This is a genomic window from Paenibacillus apiarius (assembly GCF_017052585.1).
In the GTDB taxonomy this organism is placed as follows: domain Bacteria; phylum Bacillota; class Bacilli; order Paenibacillales; family Paenibacillaceae; genus Paenibacillus_B; species Paenibacillus_B apiarius.
In genome coordinates, this window is record NZ_JAFFHZ010000001.1 from 3,527,579 (window position 1) to 3,539,931 (window position 12,353).

The 12,353-nt window shown below is 51.5% G+C and carries 12 protein-coding genes; 9 read left to right on the forward strand and 3 right to left on the reverse strand.

Going from position 1 to position 12,353, the window contains the following annotated elements; genetic code table 11:
• Nucleotides 1-3: 3 nt before the first annotated feature.
• Nucleotides 4-783 carry an SAM-dependent methyltransferase gene (locus tag JSQ80_RS15760; RefSeq protein WP_206095968.1) on the reverse strand — a complete coding sequence of 260 codons (780 nt, stop codon included), beginning with the start codon at nucleotides 781-783 and terminating at the stop codon, nucleotides 4-6.
• A 165-nt stretch (nucleotides 784-948) separates the two neighbouring features.
• Between JSQ80_RS15760 and JSQ80_RS15765 the strand changes: the two genes are divergently transcribed.
• The 7 genes from JSQ80_RS15765 (at nucleotide 949) to JSQ80_RS15795 (ending at nucleotide 7,242) form a co-directional block, all read left to right on the forward strand.
• Nucleotides 949-1,746, forward strand: coding sequence for a class I SAM-dependent methyltransferase (locus tag JSQ80_RS15765; RefSeq protein WP_206095969.1), 798 nt, complete (start codon nucleotides 949-951; stop codon nucleotides 1,744-1,746).
• Nucleotides 1,743-2,453 (forward strand): class I SAM-dependent methyltransferase, encoded by a 711-nt coding sequence (locus tag JSQ80_RS15770; RefSeq protein WP_206095970.1) that lies wholly within the window; start codon nucleotides 1,743-1,745, stop codon nucleotides 2,451-2,453. Before JSQ80_RS15765 ends, JSQ80_RS15770 begins: the two co-directional genes overlap by 4 nt.
• Before the next feature lie 253 nt (nucleotides 2,454-2,706).
• Nucleotides 2,707-3,438, forward strand: coding sequence for an acyl-[acyl-carrier-protein] thioesterase (locus JSQ80_RS15775; protein ID WP_206095971.1), 732 nt, complete (start codon nucleotides 2,707-2,709; stop codon nucleotides 3,436-3,438).
• 259 nt (nucleotides 3,439-3,697) lie between these two features.
• Nucleotides 3,698-4,843, forward strand: a complete 1,146-nt coding sequence (locus tag JSQ80_RS15780; RefSeq protein WP_206095972.1) for a phosphodiester glycosidase family protein — start codon at nucleotides 3,698-3,700, stop codon at nucleotides 4,841-4,843.
• Nucleotides 4,844-5,053: 210 nt separating this feature from the next.
• The gene (locus JSQ80_RS15785) at nucleotides 5,054-5,671 is read left to right on the forward strand and encodes a superoxide dismutase (protein ID WP_206095973.1); all 618 of its coding nucleotides are present in this window, start codon (nucleotides 5,054-5,056) and stop codon (nucleotides 5,669-5,671) included.
• A 71-nt stretch (nucleotides 5,672-5,742) separates the two neighbouring features.
• Nucleotides 5,743-6,435 (forward strand): helix-turn-helix transcriptional regulator, encoded by a 693-nt coding sequence (locus tag JSQ80_RS15790; protein ID WP_206095974.1) that lies wholly within the window; start codon nucleotides 5,743-5,745, stop codon nucleotides 6,433-6,435.
• 57 nt (nucleotides 6,436-6,492) lie between these two features.
• The gene (locus JSQ80_RS15795) at nucleotides 6,493-7,242 is read left to right on the forward strand and encodes a molecular chaperone DnaJ (protein WP_336245748.1); all 750 of its coding nucleotides are present in this window, start codon (nucleotides 6,493-6,495) and stop codon (nucleotides 7,240-7,242) included.
• Nucleotides 7,243-7,345: 103 nt separating this feature from the next.
• Here the strand turns inward: JSQ80_RS15795 and JSQ80_RS15800 are convergent, their stop codons facing one another.
• The gene (locus JSQ80_RS15800) at nucleotides 7,346-7,951 is read right to left on the reverse strand and encodes a pentapeptide repeat-containing protein (RefSeq protein WP_206095975.1); all 606 of its coding nucleotides are present in this window, start codon (nucleotides 7,949-7,951) and stop codon (nucleotides 7,346-7,348) included.
• Between the two features lie 167 nt (nucleotides 7,952-8,118).
• Between JSQ80_RS15800 and JSQ80_RS15805 the strand changes: the two genes are divergently transcribed.
• Nucleotides 8,119-9,375 carry an outer membrane protein assembly factor BamB family protein gene (locus JSQ80_RS15805; protein ID WP_206095976.1) on the forward strand — a complete coding sequence of 419 codons (1,257 nt, stop codon included), beginning with the start codon at nucleotides 8,119-8,121 and terminating at the stop codon, nucleotides 9,373-9,375.
• Nucleotides 9,376-9,969: 594 nt separating this feature from the next.
• Here JSQ80_RS15805 and JSQ80_RS15810 read toward each other — a convergent pair.
• On the reverse strand, nucleotides 9,970-10,839 hold the full coding sequence (locus JSQ80_RS15810) for a helix-turn-helix transcriptional regulator (protein WP_206095977.1): 870 nt from the start codon (nucleotides 10,837-10,839) through the stop codon (nucleotides 9,970-9,972).
• A gap of 136 nt (nucleotides 10,840-10,975) precedes the next feature.
• Here JSQ80_RS15810 and fabF point away from each other — a divergent pair, with 136 nt between their 5' ends.
• The gene (gene fabF, locus JSQ80_RS15815; RefSeq protein ID WP_206095978.1) at nucleotides 10,976-12,229 is read left to right on the forward strand and encodes a beta-ketoacyl-ACP synthase II; all 1,254 of its coding nucleotides are present in this window, start codon (nucleotides 10,976-10,978) and stop codon (nucleotides 12,227-12,229) included.
• Nucleotides 12,230-12,353: the final 124 nt, after the last annotated feature.

Sequence of the window (12,353 nt, forward strand, 5' to 3'; positions counted from 1 at the left end):
GGCCTATTTGACCGCGACAAATGTAATATGGCCGTACAAATCGGCATTGTCGTCAAAGAGGCTTATAAGGTCAAACAACCGCTGCTTGCTATGCTCGTCTTGAACGGCCTTGCTCAGAAGCTGAAGGGTTCCCTCCCAGCCTTCATCGACAATGAGCCCTTTTAACGAAAGCAGCGTCATTGGTCCGGTATGAGCATCGATACTGCTGAATCCTGCCTCGTTGAACAGCGCACTCCAGGCCGATTCCGTAAGAGGCTGAGCATTCACAAACAACACCTTGCGGAGATCACTCAGCCGGGTACGGTTTCCTTCTGCCTCCGGATCAAGCCGCAGCAGCAAATCATGCGTTGCCAACCGTCCTCCAGGCTTCAGCACCCTCCTATATTCTTTAAGAGCTTGCCGCTTATGCTCCAGTGGAAGCATCGATAACATAGCTTCATTAATAACAACGTCAAATGATTCATCGGCAAAAGGAAGAGAAAGCGCATTGCCCAACTCGATCCGGACGGAATTCTCCAGGCCATGGCTCCTGATATTTTCACGAGCCTTCTGCACGCTAGGTTCATGAAGGTCAACTCCAGTCACGTCACAGCCATAGGTTTGTGCTATATGAATGGCAGTCGTGCCCATATTGGGAGCTACCTCAAGCAGCTTGGTATCGGAAGTGATTTGACAGGCTCCCAAAATTCTTTCAGTCGCCGTTTTTCCTCCCGGACGCAATCTGGTTTTCCCCAGTGAAGCCAAAAATAAATGCGCAGCCTTTTCGTTGGCGGTGTTACTCATGGATAGGGCACCTCTTTCATTTTGATTGATAATAATTATCATTATCATTAGTTACAGTATAAAGGCTCTTTATCTTTCACTCATGTGATTTGAATCACTGGTGTTGCCATTATCAGTGTAATAATATGATATTGATTATCACTATCATTAACGGAGGGGATATGAATGAATCTCCAAGCTGATTATAAAAACATGCCCGGGCACTGGGTACTGGCCAGTCTGGGCAAGAAGGTGCTGCGTCCGGGAGGTCTGCAAATGACACGTCAAATGCTCGCCGATCTCAATATCGACGAACAGGACGAGGTTATTGAATTCGCTCCCGGTCTTGGCGTAACCGCGCAGATCACATTGCGCAAGAATCCCCTTAAATACGTTGCCATTGAGCAGAATGAGGAAGCAGCTGGTATCGTTCGATCCTATGTAAACGGCAATAACCGTGATGTCCTTATCGCCAATGCCGAGCATGTGCCTCTTCCCGATGCCTCCGCTACGATTATTTATGGCGAAGCCATGCTGACGATGCAGACTCCGGCACAGAAATCACGAATTATTGCGGAAGCCAAACGTCTTCTGAAACCAGGCGGCAGGTACGGTATCCACGAAATGAATATGACACCGGTTGATCTGGAGGAGTCTGCCAGAAAGGAAATCCGTCAGCATTTGGCTAAATCAATCCGGGTAAATGTTGCTCCATTGACGGAAGCAGAATGGCAGCAACTGCTTATTCAGCAGGGATTCAAAATCATATCCGTGCATACTGCACCTATGCATTTGCTGCATCTCCGCCGGCTGATCCAGGATGAAGGATTAAAAGGTGTTCTAAAGATTGCAGGAAATATCGTGAAAAACCGGCAAGCAAGAGACAGAGTGCTGACGATGCGCAAGCAGTTTGTAAAGCACGCGGCACATCTGCAAGGGATCAGCATTGTAGCTGAGTTATTGCCTGTGGGGCATACAAAATGAGCACATTTTATGAAGTTCTGCTCCCATTTTACGATGAGATCTTTCCTGCAAACGACAAGCAGATCAGCTTTCTGTCCTCCTGCTTTCCGGCTGCCTCCACTTTGCTTGATGTGGGTGCAGGAACGGGCAATACAGCCATTGCCCTGGCAGCGGCTGGCTATCATCTTACGGCCACGGAACCTGAACAAGGCATGCTTCCCAAAATCATTGAAAAGGCAGCTCGGGACAGGCTGCCTATAAGAGTGTTACCGCATAGCATGCAGCAGGTCTCCCGTGTGAACGAAAGGTTTGACGGTATCTACTGCATCGGCAATACTCTGCCTCATCTGGATAATTTGCAGGAAGTGCGCGTATTTCTTCAAGATGCATATCATCGGATTAAGGAGAATGGAAAGCTGGTCATTCAAACTGTGAATTTTGAAAAAGTTCTGCTCCGGCATGCTTATTCCTTTCCTGTGATAGAAAAGGAAACCTTTAGATTTACTCGTCAGTATAAGCTTCAGAATGGCAAAATTCGATTCACTGCCACCCTGGAAGACCATTCGGACATCTATTCGAACACCCTTCTCCTTTATCCCGTTACCAAAAATCAGCTGCAGAGCGAACTGCAAGAGTGCGGCTTTCATTCCATCACAGCATATGGTGATTATGCAAAGTCTCCTTATAATTCAGAAGCACCCGGACTCGTTCTAGTTGCAGTCAAATAGAGATAGCTTTATTCATATTATGGTGTTGCCGCTTCGTTTTCTTGTCGGGAAACGAGCGGCTTTTTCTTTCGACGACATAGAGGAAGCAAATGGTTTATGATATAGGTGAGTATAGAGAATATAGATGAGTAACCCAGCTTACTCTTCGATAAGCACCAGCACCAGTAACTGGAATGAACAAGCAAAGCGGCTGCAGGGCAAGAAGGTGTTGCTGAGTTGAGACACAGAAATCCTGAACAGGAGAGGGATGGACATGGGAACACGTTGGCGCGAAACACATGATATACAATCGGACAATGCCGATTATAAAAGAGATTGCAGGCTGTCGACACTGCTCGAATGGATGCAGCGGGCGGCCGATGCCCAGATTGCGTCGTTCGGCGTCTCGCTGGACGAAATGATACGGCAAGGGATGGCTTGGATGCTGGTGACGGTCGATCTGGAACTGGAACGGTTGCCCCGTTATGGCGAGACGATTGATATCGAGACATGGAACAGAGGGGCCAAGGGCGTCCAGTGGCAGCGGGATTACCAAATTTACGGACCCGAACGCAAGCTGCTTGCCGAGGCCAGAACGATATGGGTGCTGGTCGACTTGAACAAGCGCCGGATTCTCCGCGCGTCAGCCTTGCCTTATGAAATTCCGGTGAATGCCGAGGATTCCGCCGGCGAGGCGCCGCGCAAAACGGACATTCCGGCCGACACCGTGCTGGAGCATGCTTACGACTTGAAGGTGCGGCTAAGCAGCATCGATATGAACGGACACTTGAACAATGCGCGTTTTGCCGATATTTGTCTGGACGCCCTGACGCAGGAACAACTGGATCGCGGCATCGCGCGCTTTCATATCACTTATCACCGAGAGGTCGCACCGGGTGACGAGATGACCGTGCTGCGTTCCGGTGAGAACGGAGCCAGCTGCTTCATCTGCGGAACGTCTGCTGAGGGCAGCCGCTTCTTCGATGCTTGTGTCGTTCTCCGTTAGCGCAAGCAAGCTCACTTATGCTTCGCCCGAACATAGCCACAACCAGCCGGACCAAGGGCAGCGTCGTCCGGCTGATTGTGATGGAAAATTTACAAAAGAAAACCATTGTTCTAAAAGACCAGCATATGGTAACCTGTTCTATGTTTGCACTGATATATAGCGACTTTGGATAGAGGACCTGTGCTCTCGAACAATACACAGCCGCTGAACAAGGAGCAACGAGTACTACGATACTATACATACTTGGGAGCAGAGAGAAATGAAGAGAACAATCATTGCCGCATTGGGAATCACCTTGATTGCGGGGACATTGCTGCAGAGCGGGCAAGCTGAAGCGGGGGCAAGAAGCTACGGATATATGGATCTGAAGTCGAATCGCGCGTTCGTGCCGATCCGTTACCTGAGCGAGCAATTGAAGTACGATGTAAAGTGGGATCCGAATACGAAGGGGATTGAGGTAAGCAAAGGCGAAGATAAGGTATCCTTTACGCTTGGACAGAAAAAAGCGAAGGTCAACGACACCGTCAAGGAGATGGATGCCGTGCCATTCAGGGAAGGCGGAACGACTTACGTGCCGATCCGCTTCGTCAGCGATGCGCTGAAGCTGCAGCTGGAGTGGGACAAGTCTGGATCAGCCCTTATATTCCGGAACGGGCAAGCCGAAGCTGCACAGAAGCTTCCCGTCATTTCGACGGAGCGGAAGATATCCGCGAGCACTCCGATTAAACAGAAGCATCAAACCTTTGCCGTAGGCTCCAGACGGATCTCCGCCACGATTGTGGAAATAGACCTGCTGCACCCTAATATCCAGCTCGGCATCGGCATTGCTAATGGCAAAACCGGATCGGTCGACAGCCTGAAGCATATGGCGAAGGTCAACGGTGCGAAAGTGGCGATGAACGGCACGTTTTTCGATGCATATACGAAATCAAGCGTGAAGGTTCCATACGGATACATCGTAAACAAAGGCAAGATGGTGCATAAAAGCTCGGGAGATAAGCGGAGCGCGCTCATCTTCACGGAGGACAATCAAGTGGAGATTATATCTGGAGAAGCGTTCCCGGAGCGCTTCGAAGAAGGCGGCGTATATGGCGGATTGCAAGCAGGCCCGCGCCTCGTGACGAACGGCAAAGTAACGGTCCATCCCGTGAAGGAAGGCTTCAAGGATCCGAAGATTTTGACCAATGGCGGAGCCCGCAGCGCGGTTGGCGTTACGAAGGACCACAAGCTGATTCTGATGACAACGTCCAGCGCGACGATTCCCCAATTGGCCAATGCCATGAAGCAGGCCGGCGCTTATGATGCGATGAATTTGGACGGCGGCGCATCCAGCGGATTATACTATAACGGCAAATATTTAACATCTCCGGGCAGGGAGATCAGCAATGCGCTGCTCGTATTATAGAGGAAAATAAAAAAACTCTAATTAGGCCGGTCTGGTTTACCCAGGCCGGCCTTTTCGCTCGCCTAAAAGCGATAAGAAATACTTTTTTTACTATTTAACTTTACCTGAGTAAAAAAAGTTTACCATGTACAAAACTTTTTCAATGAGATACAATGGGCATAAGCAACCCATTAAATGTTAAGTTGATTGATGAAAAAGGAGATGAACGAAATGGGACAATTCACACTCCCGGAACTGCCATATGCATACGATGAACTGGAACCTTACTTGGATGCGAGAACGCTGGAAATACATCATGGAAAACATCATGCCGCCTATGTCGCCACCTTGAATCAAGCTTTGGATGGGAAGTCTCCATATCAAAATGCTTCCGTCGAGGAATTGATCTCGAACTTGAACGATGTGTCGGAGGACATTCGCACGACGGTGCGCAATCACGGCGGCGGACACTATGGCCACAGCGTGTTCTGGTCCATCATGAGCCCTAATGGAGGCGGCAAGCCGTTTGGTGATATCAGCAAAGGAATCGAGAAGCATTTCGGAAGCTTTGAGCAGTTCAAGGATGATTTGAGCAAAGCTGCCGTCAGCCGCTTCGGTTCGGGCTGGGGCTGGCTTGTCGTGAACGGAGATAAGCTGGAAGTGATGAGCACGTCGAATCAGGATACCCCATTTATGGAGAACAAGACTCCGATCCTGGTCGTCGATGTATGGGAGCATGCTTATTATTTGCAGTATCAGAACAAGCGTCCCGACTTTGTGTCGGCATGGTGGAATGTGGTGAACTGGGAGGAAGTCAATCGCCGCTATAATGAAGCGTTTGACTCTTAGCTTGAGTGGAGCAGCGGAGGATTCGAGTTAAAGCCGATTGCCGGGATAATCCCCGGCAGGAAGGGGTGTAGATGATGATTGCGCATGAAGCCCGTCTTCTGAAACAATCAACGCGCAGAGACATCCTGATGATACTGAAGCAGCAAGGGCCAATTACTGTTCAGCTGATGGCGGAGCAGCTGCATATTACGGGTATGGCCGTCCGCAGGCATTTATACGAGCTGCAGAAGGGCGGCTATGTCCATATCCAGCTGGTCCGCCAAAGCGTCGGCAGGCCGAACTATGAATACAGCTTGTCGGACAAGGCGAACTCGTTGTTCGTGAACAAGTACGACGCGCTCGCGCTGGACATGATTGAAGAGATGCAAGCCATGGCTGGCCATGCATTCGTGGAGCAGTTGTTCGAACGGCGCAAGCTGAAGCTGGAGCAAAAATATGCGCGCAAGCTGAAGGGGTTGAAGCTCGAGCAGCGGGTGCAGGTATTGGCGGATATTCAAGACAGGGAAGGATACATGGTCAAATGGGGAAGAAACGTGAATGGCTCGTTCTGGCTCGAAGAGGCCAACTGTCCGATCTCATATGTCGCCGCCAAGTACTCCCCTCCTTGCCAGTGCGAGTTGGCGCTGTTTGCAGATTTGCTTGAAGCCGAAGTGGAGCGCACGGAATGTATGGCCCAAGGAGGCAGAAAGTGTATGTACCGCATTACAGAGAAGCAAGCGTGCACGCCTCTTGCCAAGCAGGCAGACGGGGATTCTGGCGGATGACGCCCCGCTGCGCTTTCCGGTCTGCCGATCCTAAATAACGGAAAGGAGCATAACGGAGTGGAGGGAGCTCTATTCGCCAATATGGACGATACGAACCGCCTTATCGTTGACGATCCCTATTTCATGGATATTGTCCAATCCCTGATGAATCTGACCACGGCTTGGAAGGATAAAGTGAAGGGCGGCGGCATCAAGCTGCAGCTTGCCGTTCAGATTGGTTCCAAGCTTGATCCGTACCAGCAGGAGCGGTTCATGGAGTTCATCCAAGAGACGCCAGTGCCGGAGAAGGATATGGGCAAAGTGCTGCATGCCTGCGCGTTGGAAATGCCGGAATGGTCGATTCGGCACATATTGCGCATCTACAGGCTGGCAGAGCGCACGAAGGCCGCCCTTATTATGTTTAACGATCTGATGGAGCGGCTGGAGCATGAGACGAGGCAGTTTGAATTCGATTTTTGGGAAGGCAATCTTCCTCGGGAGGAAGACAGGCTGGAGAGCGTCTTGGAAGAAATGCATAACAAGCTGGCCGCATTGGCAGAGCAGGCCCCACGCCGGGAGAAGACGGCATACAACGGCTCTTACGGCGACAGTTCTTCTCATTCGTGGGAGCATCGGGAAGAACGCGCGAGCGTTTCCTTTTGCGCTTTGATCGGTGTTCCGGAAGAAGCTGATGCCGCGCAGGTTCGGAAGCAGTCGAAGAAGCTGTTGAAGCTGCTGCATCCGGATCACGGAGGCAGCGCCTACCTGTTCGATTGGGTGAAAAAAGCATATGATGCCTACAACGCCAGCAGTCTCAAAGAGCAGTAGAAAGACAGCCATACGGCGCCCTTGAACGGCAGCCGGGCGGATGGAGATGGCCCGGCTGCCGTTATCGTTCCGGGGCCGGCAATGGCCATGCAGATGATTTCCCTTAATCCACTTTAGCGCCGTGAGCGCGCGCAAAGGCGACGGCCTGTCCCATATCGATGCGTACGCCCTTGAGCTCCAACGCTTTCCAATCCATGCCGTCCAGCTTGGCACCTCTCAAGTCCGCTCCATTCCACGACACCTTGGACAGAATCGCATGGGTCAAATCGGCATCTCTCAAATCTGCTTTCATTAAATTGCTGTTGGATAGATCCGCTTCGACCAACCGGACATGGCGTAAATTTTGCTTCACGAGATTCGCATGGCGCATGTTCGTATACGACCAATCCCCGCCCACAATCGTCATTCCGTCCCAGTTCGCATTTGAAAAGTCAGTTCCGACCATTTTGCACTCCTCGAACTTGGCGGAGAATAGATTGACAGAGGTAAAGCGGCAGTTCGTAAAGGCGCTGCGCGTATGCACCGATCCGTTCAAGGCAGCCCCTGCGAAATCGCAATCAATGAATTGGCAGCTCGTCGTCCACGCCTCCTCCAGCCGGGCCGAGCGAAAACGGCAGCGTGTAAAAATACAATTGCGCAATTCGCCTTCTCTCAAGTCGGCTTGGTTGAAGTCAATTTCCTCATATTGCTGATCCGAATACTGATACAATGAGTCAACCTCCTCTACATATATTCCATACTAGCAAGTGTCCATCTCTAATAGCAACGGGACACGTGAATAGGTAAAAGTAGGGTAGCGGCAGAGTTACGCTATCTTATGATATAGTAGGATAACATCATATTTAAAGTATACTATCACGAGAAAGAGGGATTATTTTGTTACGCTTTAACAAGAAAGTACATACTATTCTTGCAGCTATCCTGCTGCTGGCGTTCTGTATGCCTGCATCAGCGCAGCCGTCCTCCGCACATCCGAACAATAATCAATGGTCCAGACATTCGGATTACTCATCACCCGTCACCAAACCGAAAATTGCGTGGGCTGTTCCCATTGATGATAGCATAACGAACATGGTCATTGATTCAAAAGGAACAATATACACGGTATCTTCCACTTCCAGCCACTCAAAAAGCCGGTTGACCGCAGTATCTCCCCAAGGCAAGATCCAATGGAAAGCGGAGCTGGACTCAAAAGGCAAGGATTTGGTTCTATTCCGCGACAACATGCTTATCGTGAGCGGATACAATAGCGCTGAAGAAGGCGTCTTCTCCACCTTGTCCGCCTATTCGACGGATGGGCAGTTGCAATGGGAGAGCACCTTTCCAGGCATGGATAATACCGGACAGGGGAGCATAGGTGTAGACGATGACGGTATGTTTGTGATGTCTGGCTTGCAAGCGGGCGAGGACGGCAATCAGGATATCGTGATTGTCGCTGTGAACACTTTAGGCGGAACGTTATGGAGCAAAACGCATCAACTTAAGTCGCCGCATACGGCAGCTTCATCGCCGATCGTCATTAAGGACGGGATTTATCTTACCGTATCCAAGGACGCATCGGAATCAAGCGGCAAGGGCGCTTCTGCCATCCAATACAACGATGGACGCTTGCTTAGACTGGATAAAGAAGGCAACGTTGTCTGGTCCAGATTTTATCATGGATATCATCACGCTTCGCCGGTGTACGCCGAGAATACGTTGTATGTCCCGGCAGGCAAGCATCTGTATCTATATGATCGGAACGGCAAGCGCAAGCAAAAGATCGAAATAGAAGGCGCCATTAGCAATTGGATAGGGCCGTCTATCGGCAAGAACGGCAACTTCTATTACGGACAGCGGATGATCGCGCCTTCCGGCAACACGCTGTGGTCCTTCAGTCCGCTCGATATCCCGTTCAGCAATGAGCAGCCGGTGAATACGGTGGCGATCGACAGCAAATACAATGTGCTGTACGGGTATAACAGCGTGAAGGGCAAGGGGGGAGGCCTCATATCGGCTAATTCCGCAACGAAAAAGGTCAATTGGAAGCTGCCGCTCTATCAATCGTTGTCTTCGCCTCCGGTTATCGGCAAGGATGGGACGATTTATATCGGCGGAAGCAAGCTGTTCGCCATTAAAGCGGCCGCTAAGTAGAGCCAATCTTTATCATGTTGGACGAACGGGATGGATGAATCAGTCCCGTTCGGCTCCATATTGAGATAGGCGCATGCTGCGAATGCGGTGAAGGTTAGTGTTCTTCAGAATTTCCCCTTTCCTTTCGAAATGGAAATTATGTTTTAACGCTCCATGCGATACGGTCTATGGTCTTTTTTTTCTTTTGTCCAATATCCCCTATAGTCAGGGGAACGGGAACGACGTCGATGATTCAGATACATGCATTTAACATCACGTTGCACTAGAGTGAGCAATTCCAATGGCAGTTATGCAAGCGAGGTCAGAGGAGCGCTGTCTGCTAATGGCGGATAGCAGAGATGTCAGAGGAAGCGCCGTCTGCTGGCGGCGGAGGGATATTGGACAAGAGCAACCCCTTGGCGCGCTGCCTCCTGATCGAAGGGGAGAATGAAGCAAAGGGGCAATTGAAGCGAGTTTATCTACGCCTGAGTTACTCTATATCCCGTTTGCCACCGTCACCCTAGGAGCATGTGATAAAGTATCGCCGCTCTTATGTATGGCATGGCCTTTCGGGAAGAATGATCCCGGGGTGGCCGCCCCAATTCGCGGCGGCCATCAGTGTCCATTTGTCTCGTCGGCACCAGCCGCGCTCAGATTCATCAGCTTCCTCAGCTTGAATTCGGTCGAAGATTCCGGGGCCGGCGTATAGATGCTGCAGCGCAGGTCGGCGCTGCCCTGCACCTGCAGCGAGGTCAGATGGAACAGCATTTTGCCCGCCTTGGCATGCCGGAATTCGATGACGACCTCGGGCGCCGAGCTGACTTGACTCTGGTTCCAGAGATGGTGGAAGTCGGGATGGGCTTCCTTCATTTCTTCGAGAAACCGGTCATACCATCCATCCTCCACATATTGGCCATAGTACGCGCGAAAGATCGACAAAAATCCTTTGACGAAATGCTCCCAATTCACAGCCAGGCTCTTGAATTCCTTGCGTGTGAACAATAATCGAATCATATTCCGTTCTTCCGGCGGGATGAGGGTAAAGTCCAAGAAGACATGGGAAGCCGCCTGATTCCAGCCGACGATATGACAGCGCCTGTCGGATATAATGGTCGGACAATGCTGAAGCTCCTGCACAATCCGCTGCAGAGCCGGACTAATCTGAGCCTCTTCTTCCTGCCTTGCATTGGCTCCGGCACCGCCCTCCAACGCCAAGGCGTACAAGTATTTGCGCTCATCCACGGTCAACTGCAGCGCCGCCGCCACATTGTCCAGCACGGATGAGGACACTTTGATGTCGCGTCCTTGCTCCAGCCACGTGTACCAAGTCGTGCTCACCCCCGCTAATTGCGCGACTTCCTCTCTGCGCAGCCCTGGGGTTCGGCGGCGGGTTCCCTCTGGCAGGCCAACGGATTGGGGGAGAATTTTGGCGCGTTGGGATTTGAGAAAGTCGGACAGCATTTGCAGCCTTGATTGGTGATTCATCGGATCATCCCTTTCCAGTCTTTCATCTGCTTTATGATAGTACATATTATACTAGGATAAACAACAACTTGTAATATGATAATGACTATGCAACGATAGTATTATTATCATTTAGATTGTGCAGGAGGGAAATAAGATGAACAGAGTCGTCATTACGGGAATGGGGATTATCTCGCCGCTTGGCAATGAGGTAGACGTATTTTGGAAGCGGCTCAGCCATGGGGAATCGGGAATTTCTCTTATCGATGCATTTGATACAGCAAACTATAAAACAAAAATAGCGGGCCAAGTCCGGGACTTCGATGCGGACGCGCGCTTCGGCCGCAAGGAGGCGCGGCGCTTGGATCGCTTCTGCCAGTTCGCCTTGGCGGCGGCGGAGCAAGCTTATGAAGATGCCGGGCTCTCCGCCTGGGAACAGCTCGATCGGGAGCGGATGGGCGTATACGTGGGCTCGGGCATCGGCGGCATTCACACGATGATGGAGCAGCAATCCATCTTGAATAGCCGCGGCCCTGAACGGGTCAGTCCGACATTGGTGCCGATGATGATTGCGAATATGGCTGCCGCCCAGATTAGCATTAAATATGGCGCGCTGGGCCCGAGCTTATCGCCCGTGACAGCCTGTTCAATCGGCAACACGGCTATCGGCGAAGCGTTCCGGCTCATTCGGTACGGCGGAGCGGACGTCGTATTTGCCGGGGGCACGGAAGCGGCGATTACGCAATTGTCGCTCTCCAGCTTCAGCAACGCCACCGCCTTATCGGCGCGGAATGACGAGCCTTCCCGGGCGAGCCGGCCTTTTGATAAGGATCGGGACGGGTTCGTGATGGCCGAGGGTGCAGGCATCATGATTATGGAGTCACTGCCGCACGCCTTGCGCAGAAATGCCCGCATTTACGCGGAAGTGATTGGCTATGGAGCTAGCTCGGATGCGTATCACATGGTCGCGACCCATCCGGAGGGGCGCGGGGCGACGCAAGCGATGCGGCTGGCGCTCCGAGAGGCGGGCATCGAGCCCGCGCAAGTGGACGTCATCAGCGCGCACGCGACGAGCACCGGAATCGGCGACCTGTCGGAGACGACGGCAATTAAGCGGCTGTTCGCCGAACAGGCTTACCGAATACCAGTCACCGCCAACAAATCAATGCTCGGCCATATGTTGGGTGCTGCCGGCGGGGCCGAGGCGATCGCGCTCATCAAAACATTGCAGGAAGGCATCATTCCGCCGACCATCAATTTGGAGGAGCCAGATGCCGAATGTGACCTGGACTACGTGCCGAACAAGGCTCGTTCCGCTACTGTCCGCATCGGAATGTCGAATTCTTTCGGATTCGGCGGACATAATGCCGTTATCGTTTTAAAGGCATATGAAGATGATGTCAGTGCTTAATTTCGTTTTGTGCAAGACCGCTCCACAATAGTGGGGCGGTCTTCAGCTTGTCGAGAAACCCTGTCTTTTACAAGACGAGGGTTTCTCTTTGTTTTCATCCAGCTACATGAGTAAAGAAAAGAGG

Bases quoted from the DNA above. Each gene is read 5' to 3' on its own strand.
- fabF (WP_206095978.1), top strand. From the start codon at position 10,976: ATGAACAGAGTCGTCATTACGGGAATGGGGATTATCTCGCCGCTTGGC.
- JSQ80_RS15770 (WP_206095970.1), top strand. From the start codon at position 1,743: ATGAGCACATTTTATGAAGTTCTGCTCCCATTTTACGATGAGATCTTT.
- JSQ80_RS15775 (WP_206095971.1), top strand. From the start codon at position 2,707: ATGGGAACACGTTGGCGCGAAACACATGATATACAATCGGACAATGCC.
- JSQ80_RS15760 (WP_206095968.1), bottom strand. From the start codon at position 783: ATGAGTAACACCGCCAACGAAAAGGCTGCGCATTTATTTTTGGCTTCA.
- JSQ80_RS15780 (WP_206095972.1), top strand. From the start codon at position 3,698: ATGAAGAGAACAATCATTGCCGCATTGGGAATCACCTTGATTGCGGGG.
- JSQ80_RS15785 (WP_206095973.1), top strand. From the start codon at position 5,054: ATGGGACAATTCACACTCCCGGAACTGCCATATGCATACGATGAACTG.
- JSQ80_RS15765 (WP_206095969.1), top strand. From the start codon at position 949: ATGAATCTCCAAGCTGATTATAAAAACATGCCCGGGCACTGGGTACTG.
- JSQ80_RS15790 (WP_206095974.1), top strand. From the start codon at position 5,743: ATGATGATTGCGCATGAAGCCCGTCTTCTGAAACAATCAACGCGCAGA.
- JSQ80_RS15810 (WP_206095977.1), bottom strand. From the start codon at position 10,839: ATGAATCACCAATCAAGGCTGCAAATGCTGTCCGACTTTCTCAAATCC.